The sequence below is a fragment of the Anaerobacillus sp. QJM3NY_32 genome (genome assembly GCF_056173645.1).
The window spans coordinates 1779305-1803558 of the sequence record NZ_CM149684.1; the positions used below are offsets into that span (position 1 = coordinate 1779305).

The 24254-nt window shown below is 41.4% G+C and carries 21 protein-coding genes; all 21 read left to right on the top strand.

Going from position 1 to position 24254, the window contains the following annotated elements:
* The first annotated feature begins 31 nt into the window (after positions 1–31).
* Entirely contained in the window at positions 32–400 is a 369-nt protein-coding gene (gene ftsL / locus AC0VYH_RS09575; RefSeq protein WP_404682299.1) for a cell division protein FtsL, read from the top strand.
* 20 nt (positions 401–420) lie between these two features.
* On the top strand, positions 421–2628 hold the full coding sequence (locus AC0VYH_RS09580; RefSeq protein WP_475373709.1) for a penicillin-binding protein: 2208 nt from the start codon (positions 421–423) through the stop codon (positions 2626–2628).
* Positions 2629–2690: 62 nt separating this feature from the next.
* Positions 2691–4610 (top strand): stage V sporulation protein D, encoded by a 1920-nt coding sequence (locus AC0VYH_RS09585; protein WP_430247110.1) that lies wholly within the window; start codon positions 2691–2693, stop codon positions 4608–4610.
* 97 nt (positions 4611–4707) lie between these two features.
* Positions 4708–6171 carry a UDP-N-acetylmuramoyl-L-alanyl-D-glutamate--2,6-diaminopimelate ligase gene (locus AC0VYH_RS09590; RefSeq protein ID WP_430247109.1) on the top strand — a complete coding sequence of 488 codons (1464 nt, stop codon included), beginning with the start codon at positions 4708–4710 and terminating at the stop codon, positions 6169–6171.
* Positions 6168–7526, top strand: a complete 1359-nt coding sequence (locus AC0VYH_RS09595) for a UDP-N-acetylmuramoyl-tripeptide--D-alanyl-D-alanine ligase (protein WP_475373710.1) — start codon at positions 6168–6170, stop codon at positions 7524–7526. The genes AC0VYH_RS09590 and AC0VYH_RS09595 overlap by 4 nt, the downstream gene beginning before the upstream one ends.
* A 12-nt stretch (positions 7527–7538) precedes the next feature.
* Positions 7539–8513 (top strand): phospho-N-acetylmuramoyl-pentapeptide-transferase, encoded by a 975-nt coding sequence (gene mraY / locus AC0VYH_RS09600; protein ID WP_194221340.1) that lies wholly within the window; start codon positions 7539–7541, stop codon positions 8511–8513.
* The gene (murD, locus tag AC0VYH_RS09605; RefSeq protein WP_475368904.1) at positions 8513–9853 is read left to right on the top strand and encodes a UDP-N-acetylmuramoyl-L-alanine--D-glutamate ligase; all 1341 of its coding nucleotides are present in this window, start codon (positions 8513–8515) and stop codon (positions 9851–9853) included. Before mraY ends, murD begins: the two co-directional genes overlap by 1 nt.
* 67 nt (positions 9854–9920) lie before the next feature.
* On the top strand, positions 9921–11021 hold the full coding sequence (gene spoVE, locus AC0VYH_RS09610) for a stage V sporulation protein E (RefSeq protein WP_194221342.1): 1101 nt from the start codon (positions 9921–9923) through the stop codon (positions 11019–11021).
* A 376-nt stretch (positions 11022–11397) separates the two neighbouring features.
* Positions 11398–12180 (top strand): cell division protein FtsQ/DivIB, encoded by a 783-nt coding sequence (locus tag AC0VYH_RS09615; protein ID WP_226612765.1) that lies wholly within the window; start codon positions 11398–11400, stop codon positions 12178–12180.
* 479 nt (positions 12181–12659) lie between these two features.
* Positions 12660–13940, top strand: coding sequence for a cell division protein FtsA (gene ftsA / locus AC0VYH_RS09620; protein ID WP_194221344.1), 1281 nt, complete (start codon positions 12660–12662; stop codon positions 13938–13940).
* Positions 13941–13970: 30 nt separating this feature from the next.
* Positions 13971–15113, top strand: a complete 1143-nt coding sequence (ftsZ, locus tag AC0VYH_RS09625; protein ID WP_194221345.1) for a cell division protein FtsZ — start codon at positions 13971–13973, stop codon at positions 15111–15113.
* Positions 15114–15853: 740 nt separating this feature from the next.
* Complete coding sequence (locus AC0VYH_RS09630; RefSeq protein WP_475373711.1) at positions 15854–17146, top strand: homoserine dehydrogenase; 1293 nt, start codon at positions 15854–15856, stop codon at positions 17144–17146.
* A complete protein-coding gene (gene thrC / locus AC0VYH_RS09635) occupies positions 17146–18201 on the top strand; it encodes a threonine synthase (protein WP_430242805.1) in 1056 nt (351 codons plus the stop codon). Before AC0VYH_RS09630 ends, thrC begins: the two co-directional genes overlap by 1 nt.
* Positions 18186–19121: a homoserine kinase gene (thrB, locus tag AC0VYH_RS09640; RefSeq protein ID WP_475368906.1), complete on the top strand. Its 936-nt coding sequence runs from the start codon at positions 18186–18188 to the stop codon at positions 19119–19121. Before thrC ends, thrB begins: the two co-directional genes overlap by 16 nt.
* Before the next feature lie 175 nt (positions 19122–19296).
* A complete protein-coding gene (gene spoIIGA, locus AC0VYH_RS09645; RefSeq protein ID WP_430242800.1) occupies positions 19297–20214 on the top strand; it encodes a sigma-E processing peptidase SpoIIGA in 918 nt (305 codons plus the stop codon).
* Between the two features lie 34 nt (positions 20215–20248).
* On the top strand, positions 20249–20968 hold the full coding sequence (gene sigE / locus AC0VYH_RS09650; protein WP_194221350.1) for an RNA polymerase sporulation sigma factor SigE: 720 nt from the start codon (positions 20249–20251) through the stop codon (positions 20966–20968).
* An 83-nt stretch (positions 20969–21051) separates the two neighbouring features.
* On the top strand, positions 21052–21831 hold the full coding sequence (gene sigG / locus AC0VYH_RS09655; RefSeq protein WP_194221351.1) for an RNA polymerase sporulation sigma factor SigG: 780 nt from the start codon (positions 21052–21054) through the stop codon (positions 21829–21831).
* Between the two features lie 70 nt (positions 21832–21901).
* Positions 21902–22171: a YlmC/YmxH family sporulation protein gene (locus AC0VYH_RS09660; protein ID WP_098443312.1), complete on the top strand. Its 270-nt coding sequence runs from the start codon at positions 21902–21904 to the stop codon at positions 22169–22171.
* A gap of 93 nt (positions 22172–22264) precedes the next feature.
* Complete coding sequence (gene pgeF / locus AC0VYH_RS09665) at positions 22265–23092, top strand: peptidoglycan editing factor PgeF (RefSeq protein WP_430242797.1); 828 nt, start codon at positions 22265–22267, stop codon at positions 23090–23092.
* A gap of 7 nt (positions 23093–23099) precedes the next feature.
* Entirely contained in the window at positions 23100–23777 is a 678-nt protein-coding gene (locus AC0VYH_RS09670; RefSeq protein ID WP_475373712.1) for a YggS family pyridoxal phosphate-dependent enzyme, read from the top strand.
* 27 nt (positions 23778–23804) lie between these two features.
* Positions 23805–24239 (top strand): cell division protein SepF, encoded by a 435-nt coding sequence (locus tag AC0VYH_RS09675; protein WP_194221354.1) that lies wholly within the window; start codon positions 23805–23807, stop codon positions 24237–24239.
* Positions 24240–24254 lie beyond the last annotated feature (15 nt).

The window sequence follows — 24254 nt, forward strand, 5'->3', positions numbered from 1 at the left end:
AAAAATATAAAGAGGTGCAAGGGGGAAAATGATGAGTAACCTGGCGTATAAGTATCAGCAGCAGCAAACGCAAAAAAAACAAGTTGAAACAAAACAGCAAGCTGTCCATGTGGAACGTGGACGAATCACTAAAGGAGAGAAGTTGCTCTGGATGATGCTTGTACTAACGTTCGTGGCGGCGTCGATCTTTATGGTTTCTAACTACGCTAAGATTTATAATTTGAATACTGGACTGCAGCAAGCGGAAGCAGACCAACGTGCTCAAGTGAAACAGAATGAAGAGCTTCAGGTTAAAGTGACAGAATTAAGTGCGCCTGGTCGAATTGTGAACATTGCCGAAGAAAAATTAGGCATGGAACTGAATGATCAAAATGTAGAAGTGATCAACAAAGGATCATAATTTCGGAGGTTTGCACTGTCATGAAAGAAACAAACAAGAACTCACATATTAATGTTGGAGCAGCGATTTTAATGTCACTATTTGTCCTGCTCTTTTTTGCTTTTATTGGACGGTTTTTCTACATCGAGTGGACACAGGCGGTATCAGGTTCAGACGGTGAAAAAGTGGACTTAATGGAGCTTGGAAAAGATAAGTGGACTAGAAGCAAAATCCTCGAAGCGGATCGCGGTACGATCTTTGACCGAACAGGTGAGAATGCTCTAGCTACCGATATTCCTTCCTTTACGCTAAGAGCGATTTTGGATAAAGAATATGAGGACCATGTAGAAGACATCGATAAAACAGCTGCTGCGCTTGCACCTATTATCGAGATGGAAGAATCTGATGTAAAAGAAATTTTATCAAGAGACGATCCTTTTCAAGTAGAATTTGGTGCATCGGGTAAAGATTTAAGCTTAACTCAAAAAGAAAAAATAGAAGAAATGGATTTACCAGGAGTTGGATTCATCCCAACGAAAACAAGACTCTATCCGAACGAAGAGTTTGCTTCACATCTTCTTGGTTTTACAAATGAAAACGAAGATGGCGTGCAGGAAGGTCTACTAGGATTAGAAAAGAAATTGAATAAATATCTCGTGCCGCAGGAAGGGAAAGAAACGTATCAAAGTGATCGTGAAGGATTCAGACTTCCTTATGGTAACGAGAATATCACCCCTTCCAAAAGTGGAAACGATGTTTATTTAACAATTGATCAAAAAATCCAAGTGTTAATGGAAAATGCTTTGAACGAGGCACAGGAGAAATTCAACCCTGAACGAATGACGGCGATTGTTGCAGATCCAGATACAGGTAAAATCCTAGCGATGGGCAATCGTCCAACGTTTGATCCAAACTTAAGAAACGTTTCTAATTACACGAATATGGCTCTTACGGCATTTGAGCCAGGTTCGACTATGAAAATTTTCACTGTGGCATCAGCCATTGAAGAAGGTGTATACAATGGAGACGAGCTCTTCCAGTCAGGTCAATATTCAGTGCCTGGTGGTCGAGTGAGTGATCATAATGGTGGTGAAGGATGGGGTGCAATTAGTTTTGATGAAGGTATTCGACAATCCTCTAACGTTGCAGCTTCTATCCTTGTTAAAGAAAAGCTAGGCTATGAGAAGTATAAGGGTTACTTAACTAAATTCGGATTGGATTCGAAAACAGGTATTGATCTCCCAGGGGAGTCTTCTTCAAGAATTACTTATGGCGGAGAGCTTGAACGAATTACGACTGGATTTGGACAAGGATCTACGATAACGCCAATCCAGCAAGTACAAGCTATAACTGCAATAGCTAACGGCGGTAAGATGATGAAGCCATATGTCATAGAAAAAATAGTTGATCCTGAATCAAACGAAGTGAAGCTGAATCACGAACCTGAAGTAGCTGGAGAACCTATTTCTAAAGACACTGCTAAACAAACGCGAGATCTTTTACGAACGGTAGTGACGGATGGCACAGGTACCCCATATAACATTGAAGGTTACGAGATTGCTGGTAAAACCGGTACAGCTCAAATTTCACAAGGTTCAAAGGGCTATATGAGTGGATATGGAAATAACATCTTTTCGTTTATAGGTATGGCACCTGCAGATGATCCGGAATTAGTAGTCTATGTTGCTGTTGACCGCCCACAGCTTGAATATCCTGAACTTGGAAGTGACCCTGTTTCTCTTATCTTTAACACGGTTATGAAAAATAGTCTTCAATATTTAAATATTGATCCGATGGAAAAGAAAGAAGAAACGTCCAAAGAAAGCTCAAAGAAAGAGAGCGGTCAGGTATTAACAGAAGTGACGGGCATGAATGCAGACGAAGCGAAGAAAGAACTTGAAGCGAAAGGCTTATCGGTTACAGTACTTGGTGATGGAGAGGTCACAGGTCAATCTCCTCATGCAGGTACGAAAATACTCGATAATGAACGAATTATTTTGCGGGCAGAAGGTAGTGCGAAAATGCCTGATATTACTGGGTGGTCTCTAGCTGACGTTATGAAGTTAGTCGAGCTAATGGACCTTAAACCGAACGTCATGGGAGCTGGATATGTTACGAAGCAAGGGATTAACAAAGGAAGTAATATCAAAAAAGACGATTATCTAGTCGTTGAGCTGAAGTCTCCTTCTTCTGAAGAAGAACCAGAACAAACGGAAGCTGAGGAAGATGCTGAGCCAATTACAGACTAGCAGGTCTATCTAAACCGTGTTGAACATATAGTGGAACGAGCATAATCAGGGAGGATGAGTTTATGCGCGTTTCCACTGTTACTGTTCGAAGGAGACTTGTGATGGCGCTTGTCATCGGTTTATTTGTATTTGCGGTTGTCGTCGTGAGGCTTGGTTATGTGCAGCTTGTGATGGGAAATTGGCTAAGCGAGAAAGCGAAAGATTCTTGGAGTCGAAATATTCCGTTTGAACCGAGTCGAGGCGAAATCTTGGATCGTAACGGAGTGCCTCTTGCAACGAATATTAGTGCCCCTTCTGTACTAATCGTTCCAAGACAGCTTCAAAATCCTGCGGCTACTGCTGAAGCTCTTGCTGCTTCCCTTAATACGAGTAAAGAAAAGGTTTATGAAACGATCACCCAGAATCAATCAATGGTTTGGATTCGTCCTGAAGGTAAGAAAATGTCGAATGAAAAGGCAAATGAAATTCGGAAATTGAATCTTTCAGGTGTTTACATTGCTGAAGATAACAAACGTCACTATCCAAACGGCGACTTTCTAGCTCACGTGCTAGGGTTCAGTGGTATTGATAATCAAGGTTTGACAGGTATTGAGCTCTATTATGATGAAGAGTTAAGCGGTGAAAAAGGACAGGTTGAGTATTATGCAGATGCGAAAGGTAAGCGGATGCCTTCTCTTGCAGATGATTATACAGAACCTGTAGATGGGCTCGATCTACGCTTAACAATTGATTCAAAAATCCAGACAATTATGGAACGAGAGTTGGATATTGCGGAAGCTACCTACCATCCGGATGGAGCGGCAGCCATTGCAATGGATCCCAATACAGGTGAGATTCTCGGGATGACTTCAAGGCCGGATTTTAATCCAGAAGAATTTCAGCAAGTCTCTCCTGACGTCTGGAATCAAAATAAGCCTGTATGGAGTACGTATGAACCAGGATCAACATTTAAGATTATTACGCTAGCTGCTGCTCTTGAGGAAGGGGAAGTTGATCTTGAGAAAGATCATTTTCACGACCCTGGAAGCATTGAAGTGGCTGGAACAAAATTAAGATGTTGGAAAGCTGGAGGTCATGGAAGCCAAACGTTTTTAGAAGGTGTGCAAAATTCCTGTAACCCTGGTTTCGTTCTTCTCGGGGAACGTCTGGGCAAAGAAAAGCTCTTTTCATATATTGATAAATTCGGCTTCGGTGACAAAACCGGCATTGACCTACAAGGTGAAGCAAGTGGAATATTATTTGATGTTGATAATGTCGGTCCACTAGAGCTTGCAACAACCGCCTTTGGTCAGGGTGTATCCGTTACGCCTATTCAGCAGGTGACAGCTGTTTCAGCTGCTGTGAACGGAGGGACCCTCTATGAACCATACATTGCAAAAGAATGGCTAGATCCTGAGACGGGAGCAGTTGTAAGTAAAAACTCGCCAACTGCGAAAAGACAAGTCATTTCAAAAGAAACATCAGAAGAAGTAAGGCATGCGCTTGAGACGGTCGTTGCGCTTGGAACTGGAAAAAACGCTTATGTAGATGGCTATAGGGTAGGTGGAAAGACAGGAACGGCTCAAAAAGCGAAAGACGGCGCTTATTTAAAAAATAATCATATCGTCTCTTTTATTGGTTTTGCTCCGGCGGATGATCCTCAAATTGTTGTCTATGTGGCGATTGATAATCCGAAAGATACGCTCCAATTTGGTGGAATCGTAGCCGCTCCAATTGTAGGTAATATTATCCAGGATAGTTTGACGGTTATGGGTGTGGAAAAAAGGGAAGACCAAATTGAGAAAGAAAAGACATGGCAGGATGAAGAGATGATTGAAATGCCGGATTTAGTAGGTTTATCTACTGAAGATATTCATAAAGCAATGTATAATTTGAAAATTGATTCAAGTGGTGAAGGGGATATCGTTGTGGCTCAGGCCCCTGAACCTGGAGTGAAATTACCGGCTGGGTCAGAAATTCGACTTTATATGGGTGACAAATAAGCGACCGGTGAGTACAATAAGTAGTGAACAAGCCAAGGCGTATGCTCTTGGCTTGTTTTCTGAAAATATGTCAGCGAACTAGAAAGGTTTGAAAGAGATGAAATTACAAGAACTTCTCCATGCATTACTTACATATAAGCAAGTTGGAAAAGGGAACCCGGAAATAGCAACGATTGAAAGTGATAGTCGAGCAGTTGAAGCTAATAGTTTATTCGTTTGTATCCCTGGTTACACAGTGGATGGACATGATTTTGCTGAGCAGGCTGTACAACAGGGAGCAGTTGCACTTATATCTGAAAAGGAGCTAGACGTTTCTGTTCCAGTTATTATTGTTAGAGATGCTCATCGTGCGCTTGCAGAGCTAGCTAATTATTTCTATCATAATCCAACGAAATCATTTTCTTTAATTGGTGTAACGGGAACGAATGGCAAAACGACCGTCTCTCATTTAATTGAGCAGATTCATCGTAATGAACAGCAAACGACAGGATTAATCGGCACTATTAATATGAAAATAGCAGATGAAGAATTCGAGACGAAAAACACCACACCTGAACCATTGCTACTTCAAAAGCAATTTGCCAAAATGCAGGAAAGCAATGTTCAAACGGCTGTTATGGAAGTTTCTTCTCACGCGTTAACATTAGGTCGCGTTAGAGGCTGTGATTATGATGTAGCGGTCTTTACAAATTTAACTCAAGATCATCTTGATTATCATGGAACAATGGAGGAATATCGTCAGGCAAAAGGTCTTCTTTTTTCACAGTTAGGTAATACATATGATACAGGGAGAAAAAAGGTAGCCGTTTTAAATGCGGATGATCAAGCGAGTGAGCAATATGAACAAATGACTTCAGCGCACATTTTAAAATATGGGATTGATAATAACGCTGATATTATGGCTAATAACATCTCGTTTTCCGCTAACGGGACAAGTTTCCACCTCGTTACTCCTGAAGAAGAACGAGATGTGAAACTAATGTTAACAGGCAAGTTCAGCGTCTACAATGCGCTTGCAGCTATTGCAGCTTGTCTTTCAAATGGATTATCACTTGATCGTATTTTAGAGAGTCTTGAACAAATTGCAGGTGTTCCGGGACGGTTCGAACTTGTTGATGAAGGACAAGAATTTCCCGTTATCGTTGACTATGCGCATACACCGGATAGCCTTGAGAATGTGCTGTTAACGGTTAAAGAGATGTCAAAAGGGAATGTATTTGCTGTTGTTGGCTGCGGGGGAGATCGAGATCGTACGAAACGACCGCTCATGGCAAAGATTGCGACAGAATTAGCAGATACAGCGGTTCTTACTTCAGATAACCCGAGGAGTGAAGATCCTGAACAGATATTAGATGATATGGTGGAAGGTGTAAGTGGACATTATATCCGCATTACAGATCGAGCAGAAGCTATTCATCATGCTGTTACTCACGCTGTGGAAGGCGATGTTGTCCTTATTGCAGGTAAAGGACATGAAACTTATCAAATCATCGGGGATCAAGTGCTCGATTTTGATGATCGACAAATAGCACGTCAGGCAATAAAGGAGCGGAAGAGATGAACTTTTCATCTAAATTACTAAACAATATTAGTCAGGGACCAGTTGAACATGAACTGGTCTTTGAAGGTGTGGCGACGGATACGAGGAAAGACTGTACGAACAAATTATTTATTCCGATCGTTGGCGAAGTATTCGATGGTCATCGTTTCATTGATGCAGCCATTGCTAATGGGGCAACTGGAACGCTTTGGGATAAAAATAAGCCATTTCCTCAAGATCTTGTTGGGAAGATAAATGTTTACGAAGTTGACGACACAACCGTTGGATTTCAGGAGCTTGCGAAGCAAGTTCTTAGAGAACAAAATCCATATGTTATCGGTGTAACCGGCAGTAATGGGAAAACAACAGTGAAAGATATGCTTGAAGCGGTTCTCAATCCTAAATATAAAACGTATAAAACACAGGGCAACTTGAATAATCATTGGGGACTCCCGATGACAGTTCTTGCTATGCCTGAAGAAACAGATGTATTGATCCTTGAAATGGGAATGAGCGGAGCAGGTGAGATTTCCCTTCTTACCCAGATCGCTACACCGGATGTGGCGATCATTACGAACATTGGAGAGTCTCATTTACTACAACTTGGCAGTCGAGAAAATATCGCCAAAGCGAAAATGGAAATAGCAGAGGGACTTAAGTCAAATGGTCATCTCGTGATTGATGGAGATGAGCCTCTTCTTGCTCCACTTCAGAAGAACGCGATTTCTTGCGGATACGATGAAACAAATGATCTTCAAGTTGATCAAGTAGTAAAGCTGGATAATGGGTATTCGTTTACGTTACTAAATGAAAAAGAGCCGTTCGAAATTGCATTATTAGGTAAACATAATATTAAGAATGCGCTCTACAGCATTGCTGCAGGAAGAAAACTTGGAATGACAGATGACCAAATTCGAAAAGCACTATCTTCCTTAACCCTTACTGGGATGAGACTTGAGAAGTTTAGGAGTTCAACCGGTGCATTAATTATTAATGATGCCTATAATGCCAGCCCAACATCCATGAAAGCTGCGGTTGAAACCCTTGCAGAATTGGAAGGATTTCATAAGAAAATCGCCATTCTTGGTGATATGTATGAGTTAGGTGATCGAGAAGAATCTCTCCACCGTAACATAGCAACTGCGATTCAACCGTCTATTACGGAAGTGATTACAGTTGGAGAAAAAGCAAAGTGGATTTATGATGGGATCGTGGAAGATGAAGCACAGCAAGTGCCTGCTGTTTCCTTTGACAATAAAGAAGATGCCGCATCATATCTATCGGGCCAACTTGATGATAAAACAGCCGTTTTGTTAAAAGCTTCAAGAGGGCTAGGGCTCGAAACCATCGTAAAGGCATTAGAGAATGAATCTTAAGGAGGCAGTACAGTGATTGAAAGATTATTAATTTTTAGCTTATTAACATCATTTATTATTGCGGTGCTAGTATCGCCCGTATTTATTCCATATTTAAGAAGGCTTAAATTTGGACAGAGCATCAGAGAAGAAGGACCTAAGTCACACCAAAAGAAATCTGGGACTCCGACAATGGGCGGACTGATCATTATTCTGTCTATTATTCTCGGTACTATTATTATCGCTCTTAAATATGATGAAATTTCAACCCAAATTTGGCTGCTTTTATTTGTAACAGTTGGATATGGACTGATTGGCTTTTTAGATGATTTTATTAAAGTTGTGAAAAAGCGTAACCTAGGATTAACGTCAAAACAAAAACTATTAGGTCAGCTCCTAATTGCGATCCTTGTTTATTTTGGATTAAGAACCGTTGGATTTGATACAGCGATTCATGTTCCAGGGACAGAGTGGAGCTTTGACATTGGCATTGGATATGTCATCTTACTTTTTGTCATGCTAGTTGGCGCGTCAAACGCTGTCAATCTGACAGATGGACTGGACGGGCTTGTAGCAGGAACGTCGGCTATTGCCTTCGGTGCATTTGCCATTCTTGCGGCGTCAGTATACATGTATGATGTGGCTATTTTCTCCGTCAGTGTCGTTGGCGCAGTACTAGGATTTCTTGTTTTTAATGCTCACCCTGCGAAAGTATTTATGGGTGATACTGGATCACTTGCGCTTGGGGGAGCTCTTGCAGCTGTTGCCATTATGACGAAGCTTGAGCTTCTTCTCGTCATTATTGGTGGGGTGTTTGTCATTGAAACCCTATCCGTTATTATTCAGGTAACTTCATTTAAAACGACAGGTAAACGTGTGTTTAAGATGAGTCCTCTTCATCACCACTATGAGCTTTCTGGTTGGACGGAATGGCGTGTTGTCGCTACATTTTGGACAGTTGGTTTACTATGTGCAACGTTTGGAATCTATCTTGAGGTGTGGATGTAATGAAAAAAGTAAATTATGAAAATAAGTCTGTTCTTGTTTTAGGAATAGCGAAAAGTGGATTTGCGGCAGCGAAGCTCCTACGATCTCTTGGCGCTAACGTAAAGGTGAATGATCGCGAAGAAGTGAAAAACAATCCTAAAGCAATGGAACTTCAAGAATTAGGGTTCACCGTTGTAGGCGGTGGGCATCCTCTTGAACTTCTAGATGGCGTCGATTTAATTGTGAAGAATCCCGGGATTCCTTATGAAAATCCACTTTTAGCAGAAGCTCAAAAGAGAGAGATTCCAATTGTGACAGAAGTTGAAATCGCAGGTGAAATATCAGAAGCTCCGTTTGTTGCCATAACAGGTTCGAATGGGAAAACAACGACAACTACTCTGATTGGACAATTATTAAGAGATACAGAGTCTAATCCGATTGTGGCAGGCAATATTGGAACAGTTGTATGTGAGGTAGCTGCGGAAGCTACCCCTAATCAAACGCTTGTGACGGAGCTCTCTAGTTTTCAACTTCAAGGAACAATGAACTTCCATCCTCATATTTCAGTACTTCTAAATATTTATGAGGCACATCTTGATTATCATGGAACTAAAGAGGCTTATGCCGCAGCTAAAGCTCGTTTGTTCCAAAATCAAACCGAAGAAGATTTTGCTGTTTATAATGCTGACGATGAACTTGTCACTGGTTTTGCTGAGGATTCTAATGCTTCACTCGTTCCTTTTTCAGCCACAAAAAAACTAGATTCAGGCGTATGTATTGATGAAGAGTGGATCGTGTTTAAAGAGGAAAAAGTGATTAAGATTGAAGATCTATCAATGAAGCAGAACGTGGAAAATACGCTTGCTGCTATAGCTGTAGCGAAGTTGTCAGGTGTTTCAAATGAAAAGATCCATCAAGAACTAACAAACTTTCACGGTGTGAAACATCGTCTACAGTTCGTAGGAGAAGTTAACGAACGAAAATTTTACAATGATTCTAAAGCAACGAATTCGATTGCTACAAAAAAAGCACTTGATTCCTTCAAGAAGCCCGTGATTCTTCTCGCTGGAGGTCTTGATCGTGGGAACGGGTTTGACGATTTAATTCCGTATTTCCAAACAAAAGTGAAGCACTTAATTACGTTTGGTCAGACTGCCTCTAAATTAGAAAAAACAGCTTCATCAGCAGGACTGGATTCTGTGACAGTTGTCGATAATGTAGAGGAAGCTGTTACAACAGCTTATAATCTTTCCGAAGCGGAGGATGTCGTTCTTCTATCACCAGCTTGTGCAAGCTGGGATCAATTCAAAACGTTTGAAGAACGTGGAGACATCTTTATTGAGGCAATGCATAGACTCTAATGAGAGGTTGTCTTGCTTATCCGGTGAGTTCGGTTAGGTAAAATCGACAAAACGGAGTGTGGGTCTATTGCCGAAAACAAAATCAACGCCAGACCTGGTCTTTTTAACTGCAACACTAGTGCTGTTAGCAATTGGATTAATCATGGTTTACAGTGCCAGCGCTGTATGGGCCTCTTATAAATTTGACGATGCATTTTTCTTTGCAAAAAGACAGCTTCTTTTTGCGGGGGTAGGTGTTGTGGCCATGTTCTTCGTGATGAACGTTGAGTATTGGACATGGCGCACCTGGTCAAAAGTAGGCGTGCTCATCTGCTTCATTCTACTTGTTCTAGTCCTGATCCCAGGAGTTGGACTTGTTCGAGGGGGAGCGAGAAGCTGGCTTGGTGTTGGTGCGTTTTCAATCCAACCATCTGAATTTACAAAACTTGCAATGATTGCTTTTCTTGCTAAATATTTATCCGAAAATCAAAAACGCATTACGTCATTCAAAAAAGGACTAGTGCCGTCGCTTGGTATTGTGTTCATAGCTTTCGGTATGATTATGCTCCAACCGGATCTTGGAACTGGAGCGGTTATGGTTGGTACGTGCGTTGTAATGATTTTTATCTCGGGGGCAAGAATAGCCCACTTTGTTTGGCTTGGTATGCTTGGTTTAGCCGGCTTTGCCGTCCTGATTTTATCAGCGCCCTATCGGATTGCGCGAATCACCTCCTACCTTGATCCGTGGAGTGACCCACTCGGTAGTGGTTTTCAAATCATTCAATCGCTGTATGCCATTGGCCCGGGTGGCCTGATGGGGCTTGGGCTCGGCCAAAGTAGACAGAAATTTTATTATTTACCTGAACCGCAAACAGACTTTATCTTTGCAATTTTATCTGAAGAACTCGGATTTATCGGTGGAAGCTTTGTGATTCTCTTATTTTCGCTTCTTCTGTGGCGAGGGATTCGAATTGCACTAAGAGCGCCTGATTTGTTTGGTAGTCTTCTTGCTGTTGGTATCATCGGCATGCTTGCGATTCAAGTAATGATCAATATTGGCGTTGTAACTGGCTTAATGCCTGTAACCGGGATTACCCTCCCTTTCCTTAGCTACGGGGGCTCTTCCTTAACGCTCATGCTTGTAGCAATGGGAGTGTTACTCAATATCAGTCGATACGCAAAATTTTAAGCAGATTATGGAAGGGCGCTCACCAGTGAGCGCTCTTTTTCTATTATTTTCATGATTGATTCAAATTACGAGGGAACCCTTTTCATTTACCTATTTATTATATCGTTTTGTTAGCTTATACTAGTGATTCTTAAGTATTGGCTCATTCTATTTGTCAGCACAGAGCTGAAATAAACAATGTAAAGTAATATAGCTTATTATTAAGAACAATTCTCTGGGATGAATTTCCTTCTAGAGGCTAATAACACCTTAACTTATGCTATAATGATTGAAATGAGGACAAACAGCTGGGTCATGCCGTTCGGTTGCCATGATAAGCGTTAGTAACATCGTAAGTATAGACAGAAGTTCATTTACCGGAGACGGAGGCAAGACAATGGAAGATCGCAAAGTTGTAACAATTGAAGATCGGATTCCCACGTTGAAAGCACAGCGTAAGCAGCGCGCTAACAGAAGATTAATCGTCTATTTATCAATCTTCTTCTTTCTCATTTTGCTGATCATTTACTTCCAATCTTCCTTAAGTCACATTCGGAACGTTGAGGTTTCTGGCAATAATTATGTTTCAGAAAAAGAAATTATTAAGTTAAGTGAGCTTAATAATAGCGTGAGTTTTTGGAATTTAAATGCTAAAAATGTAGAAGAAAAGGTAGAAAAATCAAAAGAAATTAAAGAAGTAACTGTGACTAGACAGTTTCCTGCAACTGCTAAAGTGGATGTTGTGGAGAATGCTCGAGTCGCGTATTTAAAAAAGGGAAGTGAATATTTCCCGATTTTGCAATCAGGTGCTATTCTTGATGCACTCCCTAAAGGTGAAACGCCAGTGAGCGCTCCTATTTTGATGCAATGGAACGAAAGTACAGAGCTATCAGAAATGGCAGGCGAGCTCAGGAAAGTAGAATTAAGTATTATTAATCGTATTTCTGAGATTCATTATACGCCGAATGGGGATAAAGCTTTTAACTTAACTCTCTATATGACAGACGGATATGAAGTGAAAACAAGCATTAGCGATTTTTCTGAGAAGGTGAATAGCTACCCGTTAATAGTTGAGAAGCTTAAAGATAAAGCCAAAGGGATTCTTTATCTAAATGAAGGTAGTTGGCTTGAGCCTTATGAGGACGTTTCAACTGAAGAAGAGGAAAAGAAAGAGTCTTGACGATAAAATGCATAGATAATCCCTGTTCTAATGGACAGGGAATGCTCTTTGTTCACGAAGGTTTATGAGCAGGGCAATTTATGTTTAATAACTCATTTTCATGTAAAAATGAAAGAAAACAGCAAAATTCTTTCCAATCACGAAAACAGTGACTTTTCTACTGCTTTCACATGGTGTAGACTAATACTTATGCACTGCTTTGTACATCTCTTCATTAAAAAAGAAATGAACCGAAGAGAGTAGGGGAGTGTTACCCAAAAAAATAAGAGGAAATCTCGTATAAAAGAAGGGAAATAAACGGATTTGTGGAATAGAGTCCTTATATCACATTCTTCCCGGGACTTCATGAAGCGAGCCTTGAGGAAGTTTAATTCAAGAGATTATTGTGTATATAAAGGTGTTGGACATTTTTTCAACCCTATTATAGAGAAACTATTAATACCTGAACATGGTAGCATTTTGAAGGAGGTGCCAGGAGAATGAACAGCAATGAGATTTATGTGAGTCTAGACATCGGTACATCCAATGTGAAAGTAATCATTGGCCAGATGACGAACGATTCTTTAAATATTCTTGGAGTCGGCAGCGCGCCTTCTGATGGAATTCGTAAGGGATCGATTGTGGATATAGATGAAACTGTTCGTTCAATTAAGCAGGCAGTAGAAAACGCAGAAAGAATGGTAGGTTTATCGGTTCGTTCTGTGATTGTGGGGATTAACGGCAATCACGTACAGTTACAACCCTGTCATGGGGTAGTGGCTGTATCGAGTGAGGATCGTGAAATTCATGATGAAGATATTGCTAGAGTAATTGACGCAGCACAGGTTGTTTCTATCCCTCCTGAGCGAGAAATTATTGATGTGATTCCAGGACAGTTCGTAGTTGATGGACTGGACGGCATTACAGATCCACGTGGAATGATTGGTGTTCGCCTTGAAATGGAAGGAACAATCATTACAGGTTCAAAAACAGTATTACATAATTTACTAAGATGCGTTGAAAAAGCGGGTCTTGAAATTGCTGATATTTGTCTACAACCGCTAGCGTGTGGGTCAATGGCTTTATCAAAAGATGAGCGTAATTTAGGTGTAGCACTAGTTAACATGGGCGCTGGATCTACTACGATTTCTATCTTTGAAGAAGGCTCACTGAAAGCCACTTCTGTACTTCAAATCGGTGGCGATCACGTAACCAAAGATATTTCGATTGGTCTTAGAACAACGACTGAAGAAGCTGAGCGAATTAAGATTAAGCACGGCAATGCTTTCGTTGATCTTGCTTCAGAAGAGGAAGCTTTCACAGTATCGACAATAGGAAGTTCGGCTGAACAAGAATTTAATCAGTACGAATTGGCTCATATTATAGAACCTCGGATCGAAGAGATGTTAGAATTGATAGAAGACGAAATTAAGCGAATGGGAATTCGTGAATTGCCGGGCGGATTTGTTCTAACCGGTGGTATGGTCGGAATGGACGGAGTTCTTGAACTTGCTCGTGAAATTCTGCAGCACAATGTACGTGTTGCGGTCCCTGACTATATCGGCGTACGCGAACCGCAATACACAACTGGCATTGGTCTTATCCAGTTCACGTATAAAAACGTGAAGATTCAGGGGAAAGAAGTGGCAGCATCACTCAACCCTGAAGAAGAAGTGAAGCCCAAGCGTAGAACAAAAGCCGAACCTCAACCAGGTGAGAAATCTTCTTCACCAGGTATGAAAGAGAAAGTGAAGAATTTCTTTAATCTATTTGTTGAATAAAGGGCTATTACAAGATTAGGAGGACCTGAGATGTTAGAGTTTGATATGAATATGGAACAATTAGCACAGATAAAAGTAATCGGTGTCGGCGGAGGCGGAAGCAACGCTGTCAATCGTATGATCGAGAATGGTGTCCAAGGTGTTGAATTTATTGCTGTTAACACGGATGCACAGGCATTGAACCTTGCTAAAGCAGAAGTTAAAATGCAAATTGGTGGTAAATTAACAAGAGGTCTTGGTGCAGGAGCTAATCCGGAAATCGGAAAGAAAGCTGCTGAAGAAAGCAAAGAACAGATTCAGGAAGCGCTTAGCGGTGCTGATATGGTATTCGTTACCGCAGGAATGGGTGGCGGAACTGGAACAGGTGCTGCACCTGTCATTGCTGAAATTGCCAAAGAACTTGGTGCACTAACAGTAGGAGTTGTCACACGTCCATTTACCTTTGAAGGTAAGAAGCGTTCGACACAAGCCGTTACTGGGATTGCTATGCTTAAGGAAAAAGTCGATACGTTAATTGTTATCCCGAACGATCGTCTACTAGAAATCGTTGATAAAAACACTCCAATGCTTGAAGCGTTCCGTGAAGCGGATAACGTTCTTCGTCAAGGTGTTCAAGGGATATCAGATCTTATTGCAGTACCGGGTCTTATTAACCTTGACTTCGCAGATGTTAAAACCATTATGACTGAACGTGGTTCTGCATTAATGGGAATTGGTATTGCGACAGGGGAAAATCGCGCTTCTGAGGCTGCCAAAAAAGCTATTTCCAGCCCACTTCTTGAGACATCTATTGATGGTGCAAAAGGTGTGCTTATGAACATTACGGGCGGATCTAATTTGAGCCTGTACGAAGTAAATGAAGCAGCTGACATTGTTTCATCAGCTTCTGATGAGAATGTGAACATGATTTTCGGTTCTGTAATTAACGAAGATTTAAAGGACGAAATTCTTGTTACAGTGATCGCTACTGGCTTTGACGAGAACGAAAATAAGAAGAAGACGGTTCCACGTCCTTCTGCACAATCGAAGCAAAGCGCTCCGATACAACAGCAGAAGCATGAAGAGGAAGAAGTTCAGCCGGAGCCATCTAAATTCGGTACAAGAACGGAAGAGTCTAACGATACTCTAGATATCCCTACTTTCCTTCGTAACCGCAAACGTAATAGAAGATAACTCAGAAAACCAGCTCTTTTTAGAGCTGGTTTTTTTATTTGAGAAATTTCAGTTAGTCGTTTATTTAATCTCTTCATTTCTTCTCTCTCCAGCGCTTGTCGGACCTGGTCGACCACTTCCGCTTTTTGTGTAATCCAGCTCCAGTGGTCAGGTCCTCGAGGCGCTTCACCGTTCGCTTAAAACACAAAGGGCGTGTTCCAAACGAAAGGTTCCAGCGCTTGTCGGACCTAGTCGACCACTTCCGCTTTTTATAATCCAGCTCCAGTGGTCAGGTCCTCGAGGCGCTTCACCGTTCGCTTAGAACACAAAGGGCGTGTTCCAATCGAAAGGTTCCAGCGCTTGTCGGACCTAGTCGACCACTTCCGCTTTTTGTGTAATCCAGCTCCAGTGGTCAGGTCCTCGAGGCGCTTCACCGTTCGCTTAGAACACAAAGGGCGTGTTCCAATCGAAAGGTTCCAGCGCTTGTCGGACCTAGTCGACCACTTCCGCTTTTTATAATCCAGCTCCAGTGGTCAGGTCCTCGAGCCGCTTCACCGTTCGCTTAGAACACAAAGGGCGTGTTCCAAACGAAAGGTTCCAGCGCTTGTCGGACCTAGTCGACCACTTCCGCTTTTTATGTTAATATAAATAAAATTTATTTATTTCTGAAAACGGTGTTGTGTTCGTGGGCAATCACACGTATAATGTCCATTATATAAAAACAAGTGTCCTCACCAGAAGGACAAAGGAGTGGAGAGTATATGAAGGATTGCGTATCTGTAGGATTGTTAGGACTTGGCACAGTAGGTAGTGGTGTTGTACATATGATTGATTCTCACCAGAAAGAGTTGCAGCAGCGAGTGGGTTGTCAGGTGAAAGTGGCAAAGGTGCTTGTAAGAGATATGGATAAAGAAAGAAGCGTTGATCTAGATTCAAGCATTCTTACTCAAGATCCTGAAGATGTTATCAATAATCCAGAGGTCGATGTTGTGATTGAAGTAATTGGTGGGATTGATCAGGCGAAAGAGTTCATTCTTGCTTCACTTAAGAATCATAAGCATGTTGTAACAGCGAATAAAGACCTGATGGCGATCCATGGAAGAGAACTACTAACTGCTGCAGTTGATCATGAAAGTGATCTTTTCTATGAAGCTAGTGTAGCAGGAGGCATTCCTATTCTTAGAAGTTTAGTAGAGGGATTATCTTCTGACCGCATCACTAAGTTAATGGGAATTGTGAATGGAACAACAAACTACATTTTAACTAAAATGACAAAAAACAATGTCCCATATGAAAGTGTCTTAAAAGAAGCTCAGGACCTTGGATTTGCAGAGTCGGATCCTACTGCTGATGTAGAAGGGTTAGATGCTGCTAGAAAAATGGTGATTCTTGGGACGCTTGGCTTCTCCATGAAGGTTGGATTAGATGATGTAAAAGTAGAAGGCATCACACGTGTTGATGAAGAAGATATCGCTTATAGTAAGAAGCTAGGTTACACAATTAAATTATTAGGCATTGCGAGCTCAACAGACGGATCTATTGAACTTTCGGTTCAGCCAACATTGCTTCCTTCAAGACATCCATTAGCGTCCGTTAACGATGAATATAACGCGGTGTATGTCTATGGTGAAGCGGTAGGAGAAACAATGTTCTATGGCCCTGGTGCTGGTCAATTACCGACTGCCACTGCGGTTGTATCCGATCTCGTAGCTGTTATTAAAAATATGCGGTTAGGTGTGAATGGAAAAAGCGTTATTCTTCCACAGCATGAACGTAAGTTAACAAGCGATGAGCAAATTAAAAGCAAACATTTTATCAGATTAATTGTAAAAGACGAACCGGGTGCATTTTCAAAAATTTCTCATCTATTCCAAGATCGTGGATTAAGTTTAGAGAAATTGATTCAAGAGCCAGTTGTGAATAATGGTACGGCAGAGCTTGTCATCATTACACATGAAACGAATCAACGAGCATTTGAAGAAGTTCATAATCGTTTAAGAGACTTGGATGTAGTCGTAGAAGTGAAGAGTCGTTACCGAGTGGAGGGAATGTAATGAGCTGGAATGGTTTGATTAAGCAATATAAAGAATATTTACCTCTAACAGAGGAGACACCTCAGCTCACGCTAAATGAGGGGAATACACCTCTGCTAAAGCTTGAGCAACTTTCAAACGAACTAGGTATTTCCCTTTATGTGAAAATTGAAGGAGCAAATCCGACTGGTTCATTTAAAGATCGTGGCATGGTAATGGCTGTAGCTAAGGCGAAGGAAGAAGGCAGTGACGCTATTATATGTGCTTCTACAGGCAACACAGCAGCTGCGGCCGCAGCTTATGGGGCAAGAGCAGGGTTACGCTGCATTATCGTTATACCTAAGGGGAAAGTAGCACTAGGTAAGCTTGCCCAAGCCATGATTTATGGAGCAGAAATTTTTGAGATCGATGGGAATTTTGATGAGGCGCTCAGAATGGTGCGCGATATTGCGGAGACTGAGCCTATTGCTCTTGTTAACTCTGTTAATCCTTACCGATTAGAAGGTCAAAAGACAGCGGCTTTTGAAGTATGTGATCAGCTTGGGGAAGCGCCAGATGTGCTTGCGATTCCAGTTGGGAATGCTGGGAACATTTCTGCATATTGGAAAGGGTTTAAAGAATATGTCTCAGAAGATAGTCGACCGCAAATGCGTGGATTTGAGGCTGAGGGGTCCGCTGCGATCGTTCAAAAGAAAATCATTCCAAATCCAGAGACAATCGCTACAGCCATTCGTATTGGGAATCCAGCGAGTTGGCATCTTGCAGAAGAAGCTGTGATTGAATCGAAAGGTAAAATCGATAGCGTAACAGATGATGAAATTTTGCATGCGTATCAAGAGCTTGCCAAAAAAGAAGGCGTTTTTGCTGAACCAGCTTCGTGTGCTTCGGTAGCTGGAGTAATGAAGCAGGTTGCCTCAGGAGAGATTAAGAAGGGATCAAAGGTTGTTGCCGTATTAACGGGGAATGGATTGAAAGATCCTTCCACTGCAATGGACCTTGTTGTTGCAAAACCACGTGTTGTTGCAGCAGATAAAACACAGTTTCTTGAGGAGCTCAAGGGATGTGTGAGCCAGTGAATAGAGAAGAAGGCCTTTACTTGAAAGTTCCAGGTAGTACTTCAAATCTTGGACCAGGATTTGATTCAGTAGGTCTTGCAATCAATCGCTATTTGCACGTAAAATTAGAACCCTCTTCAGAATGGTCCTTTCATTACGTTGACTTTGATGATGTATTTCCAGCAGGTAAAGATAATATGATTTATCAAACAATCGAGCAAATCGAAAAGAAGTATGGGAATGGAAAGAAACCTTCTCCTTATACTGTGACAATGACGAGTGAACTTCCTTTAGAGAGGGGACTTGGGAGCAGCGCTGCAGCCATTGTCGCTGCTGTCGAAATCGCGGACTTTACAATGGGTCTTCATCTAACGATTGAAGAAAAAGTACAGATTGCTACAACATTTGAAGGCCATGCTGATAATGTTGCCGCGTCCCTTTATGGAGGACTAGTTATTGCAACTGGAGAGGAAGGTATAGGAACGATTTCACATCAAGTAACTGATTTAGAGATGATCGCACTAATTCCACATCGTAAATTGAAAACAACGGATTCTCGATCAGTGTTGCCCGATATGCTCCCTTTTCAAGAAGCTGTAGAGGCAAGCAATATCGCAAATGTTTTTGTAGGCGCTGCTCTTCAAAATGATTGGAAATTGGCGGGTAAGCTAATGGAGCGTGATCTTTTTCATCAACCTTATCGAAAACATCTAGTGCCAGACTTAGAAAAGGTTCGTGCGATTGCTATGGATAATGGAGCGTATGGAGCTGCTTTAAGCGGTGCTGGTCCAACATTAATTGTCTTTCATGCCAAAGCATCGTCGAATGAACTTCGCTTAGCGCTAGAAAAAGCTTTTCCTGAGTATTGTTGTGAATTGCTTATACCTGCGTCAACAGGGATAGAAATAACGTACGGAGCTTATCAAAATCAATCCATTTAATTGAGAAGTCGTCCTCTAGAAGGGCGGCTTTTTTTGTGTTTTTGGACGGATGATCGCCTGACAAAACTAGTGATAATTATCCAAAATAACCTCGCTCTAACCGGCACAATCTGACAGTTTTATAAAGAAACTTAGTCTATACTTAGTATCAAAATCGCAAGGGGGGAGGCGTTCGGTGGCAGTATACCTTGATGTGATCTGGTTGCTAAATTTTTGTTTCGATTACATGCTACTTGCGCTAACTGGGATACTGCTGAAGAAACAAGTGAAAAAGAGACGGCTTGTTACTGGTGCATTAATCGCTTCGTGTTATGTGCTTTTTCTTTTTGTTCCTGCCCTAACATTTATGGTAAACCCATTCATGAAGCTGCTCTACTCCTTACTTATTGTTGTGGTAACGTTTGGCTTTACAAGGTTTCGTAGCTTTTTTCAATGTTGGCTTCTCTTCTATTTTGTCACGTTTATGATTGGCGGAGGAATGATGGGGGCGCATTATTTCTTTCAAAAAGATATGACGGTGTATAACGGAGCGGTCGCTACACAAAGTACTGGATTTGGGGACCCCATTAGCTGGCTTTTTGTGATAGTTGGTTTCCCTATTGTTTGGTTTTTTTCAAAAAGAAGAGTGGATCATCTTGAGACAACACGAATTCATTTTGATCAACTAGCAGAAGTTAGTATCCGAATTGATGATGTGACAATTTCAGCTAAAGCACTTGTCGATAGCGGCAACCAGCTACAAGACCCTTTAAGCGGCTCACCTGTTATGATCCTCGATATGACGGTGCATGAAGCGAACTTTCCACCATCGTTTATTCAGAAAGCCAAAAACATCACAGAATTCCAGGAAGAAGGAGAGGAGGATCGTTGGGAACATCGGTTACGTATTGTTCCGTTTCGGGCAGTCGGACAAGATCATCAATTCTTGTGTGCTGTAAAGCCGGATGAAGTATTGATCTCGATGGAGGGGCGTTCATTAACTGTCAAAAAAGTACTTGTTGGATTAAGCTTTCATACGATTTCAGGAGAAAAAGATTATACGTGTATCCTTCATCCGAAAATGCTGACAGGACATAAGGCGACTGCGTCATAGAAGAGAAAACAAGACGACCAAGGAGGAGTTCGAGATGGGGAAAATGAAAATTAAGTTAGTTCTATGGTGGCAGCGGATCCTAATGAAGCTTGGTATTAAACCTGATGAGATCTATTACATAGGAGGGAGCGAAGCGTTACCTCCTCCTCTATCGAAAGATGAAGAGGCCCATTTATTAATTCAATTACCTAAGGGAGATAAAGCAGCAAGGTCGATTTTAATTGAGCGTAATCTTCGCCTAGTCGTTTATATTGCACGGAAATTTGAGAATACGGGGATCAACATTGAAGATTTAATTAGTATTGGTACGATTGGTCTCATCAAAGCAGTAAACACATTTAATCCTGAGAAAAAAATCAAGCTTGCAACCTATGCATCAAGGTGTATAGAGAATGAAATATTAATGTTCCTTCGACGGAATAATAAAATACGCTCAGAAGTTTCATTTGATGAGCCGCTTAATGTGGACTGGGATGGGAATGAGCTCCTTTTGTCTGATGTACTAGGGACAGATGAAGATATCATTACGCGCGGGATAGAAGCTCGCGTCGATCGTAGATTACTTGTGAAGGCATTAGAAACACTTAATCCAAGAGAAAAACAAATTATGGAGCTAAGGTTTGGTCTTGCTGGAGAAGAAGAGAAAACGCAAAAAGATGTTGCCGATTTACTTGGCATTTCTCAATCATATATTTCAAGGCTCGAAAAGCGCATCATTAAACGACTTCGAAAAGAGTTCAATAAAATGGTCTGAGCTTCTTAGCATAATAGATGCATAAAATTCCCACTCGCGGAGATACTTTACTTTGACAGCATCTCCGATGAGGAGGGAATGAGTTGACACGAAACAAAGTCGAGATTTGTGGAGTAGATACATCCAAACTTCCAGTACTTAAAAATGAAAAAATGAGAGTACTCTTTAAGCAGATGCAGGAAGGGGATATTTCGGCACGTGAAGAACTAGTGAATGGTAATTTAAGACTTGTTCTAAGCGTGATCCAGCGATTTAATAATCGAGGAGAATACGTGGATGATCTATTTCAGGTGGGCTGCATTGGCCTGATGAAATCCATAGATAACTTTGATTTAGGGCAAAACGTGAAATTCTCTACTTATGCAGTGCCGATGATCATCGGTGAAATCAGAAGATATCTCCGTGACAATAATCCGATCAGAGTGTCACGATCTTTAAGAGATATCGCTTATAAGTCTCTCCAGATTAGAGATAAATTAATGACGAAGAATTCCAAAGAACCAAATCCGACTGAAATTGCCAAAGAGCTTGGGGTGACGAAGGAAGAAGTAGTCTTTGCACTTGATGCGATTCAGGATCCTGTTTCATTATTTGAACCTATTTATAATGATGGAGGCGACCCCATTTTCGTTATGGATCAAATCAGTGATGATAAACAGAAAGACATCCAGTGGCTTGAAGATATTGCTTTAAAGGAAGCCATGACAAGATTAAATCAGCGAGAGAACATGATCTTACAAATGAGATTCTTCCAGGGTAAAACGCAAATGGAAGTAGCAGATGAGATTGGGATTTCGCAGGCACAGGTGTCCCGACTCGAGAAAGCGGCGATACACCAAATGAATAAAAATATCCAAAGTTAGAACGAGACCTGGGAAACAGGTCTTTTCTTTTGCCTTCTTTTCATATAATGAGATGAAAGGTGGGTGCGCGATGATAAAAATATCAGAATTTCAGGTGAAAGATGTTGTGAATGTCTCGAATGGACGTAAGCTTGGTCACATCGCTGATCTGGAAATTAATTTAACGACAGGAAAAATAGAAGCGATTGTGATTCCAGGGGCAGGTAAAATGATGGGATTGTTTGCGCGAGAAAGTGATGTCGTTATTCCATGGCGCAACATAGTGAAAATTGGGTCAGATGTCATTCTAGTAAGACATCATGATACAGCTGATGGCGAATCGTTTCAGAAAGAATCATAAGGAAAGAAAGATCTAACAATCTATATCCCTTAGGCACAACATATTATGATAAAATAAGGTATAAACTGTATCATGGTATAAAGGGGTGCAACTGTGGAAAAAGAACCATTTCAACCATCAACACATAAAACATCACTGGCACTGAAATTTCCAGATCAAGCTGAACGGAACGATAACCTGATAGCAGGTTTTTCAACCCGTAGAAACGGAGTTAGCCAGACTCCGTTTTCTAGCTTGAATCTTGGATTCCACGTACCAGATCGAGCGAGAGATGTACTAATAAATCGCGAAACCCTTGCCTATGATATCGGACAATCCCTTGATCGATGGATCGTTGGTGAGCAAATTCATGGCGCCGACATTGCGAATGTAACAGCAGCGGATAAGGGACGAGGAGCAACGAATCATCAAGATGCCGTTCCGAAAGTGGACGGGCTATATACAGATGATCCCGAAGTTCTTCTAACCGCTCTTTATGCCGATTGCGTACCGCTCTATTTCTATGCGCCATCAGCTAAAAGAGTGGGGATTGCCCACGCAGGCTGGAAAGGAACAACGAAGAATATTGCAGGAGAGATGATTCGTGCGTGGAACAATGATGGAATCCAAACCGACGATATTTATGCTGCAGTCGGCCCTTCAATAGGGAAATGTTGCTACGAGGTTGATGATGGCGTTATCGAACACATTAAAGCGCTAGTAGGAGATCAGGATCTGTTTTTTGATGAAAAAGCAACAGGGAAATACCAGCTTGATTTAAAAGCCGTGAATCGCGAGCTCCTCCTTCGGTCAGGGATTAAGGCGAGTCAACTATCAGTTAGTGACTATTGTACAAGCTGTAGCAATCTGTTTTTCTCTCACCGAAATGAAAATGGAAAAACAGGAAGAATGATGGCATACATAGGACTCGGGGAGGTATAGCGTTATCGTGAATGTAAGAGAAAGTCTAGAAACAATCAAAGGAAAAATTAACGCAGCAGCAGAACGGTCATGTCGTGATCCTCAGCATATTCATGTTGTAGCGGTGACGAAATATGTTAGCGTCGAACGTACAAAAGAAGCATTAGAAGCTGGCGTTACTCACTTCGGTGAAAGTCGTGATGAGGGGCTATTGAAGAAAGTAGAAGCTATTGGCACATTGCCTTCGTGGCACTTTATTGGCACACTACAATCTCGTAAAGTAAAAGACATTCTTCCATTTGTAAATTATATTCACTCCCTCGATCGTATATCTCTAGCTAAAGAAATACAAAAGAGAGCTGATGGTGAAGTAAACTGTTTTGTGCAAGTTAACGTGTCTGGTGAAGAATCTAAGCATGGATTATCGCCAGGTGAGACGCTACCTTTTATTGAGTCACTTAATGAATTCTCATCTATTAAAGTCGTAGGATTAATGGCTATGGCTCCGCATACAGATAATACAAATGAAATTCGAGATGTTTTCAAGAAACTTCGTGAGCTTGGAGAACGTGTCCAAAGCCTTTCACTCCCACATGCTCCATGCAATGAGCTTTCAATGGGGATGTCAAATGATTATGAAATTGCTGTTGAAGAGGGCGCGACATATGTTCGCATTGGATCGTCACTTATCGGAAATGAAAAATAAAATAAGCTCTCCAGGAGGTGCAGGGAATTGGGTATCAAAACGAAATTCAAGCAGTTCTTTGAACTTGATGATGAAACGATAGAGTTGGATGAGCAGCAGGAGCAAGATTCATATATGGAAGAAGAAGAGCCTGAAGTAACTCGAGCGAATCGTAAGCAGTCTAAACAAAATGTGGTAAGTCTTCAAAGCGTTCATAAGAACTCAAGAGTTGTGCTAGTTGAACCAAGAGTGTATGCTGAAGCTCAGGATATCGCTGATCACGTGAAAAATCGGAAGTCTGTTGTGATGAATCTTCAACGTATTCCACAAGATCAGGCGAGACGCATTGTTGATTTTCTAAGTGGAACAGTCTACGCTGTTGGTGGCGATATTCAGAAACTCGGTCCGGATACGTTTATATGTACACCGGACAATGTTGAAATTTCAGGTAACATTACAGATGAAATTTACGAAGACCAGTAATTAAGAAAGGGTGAA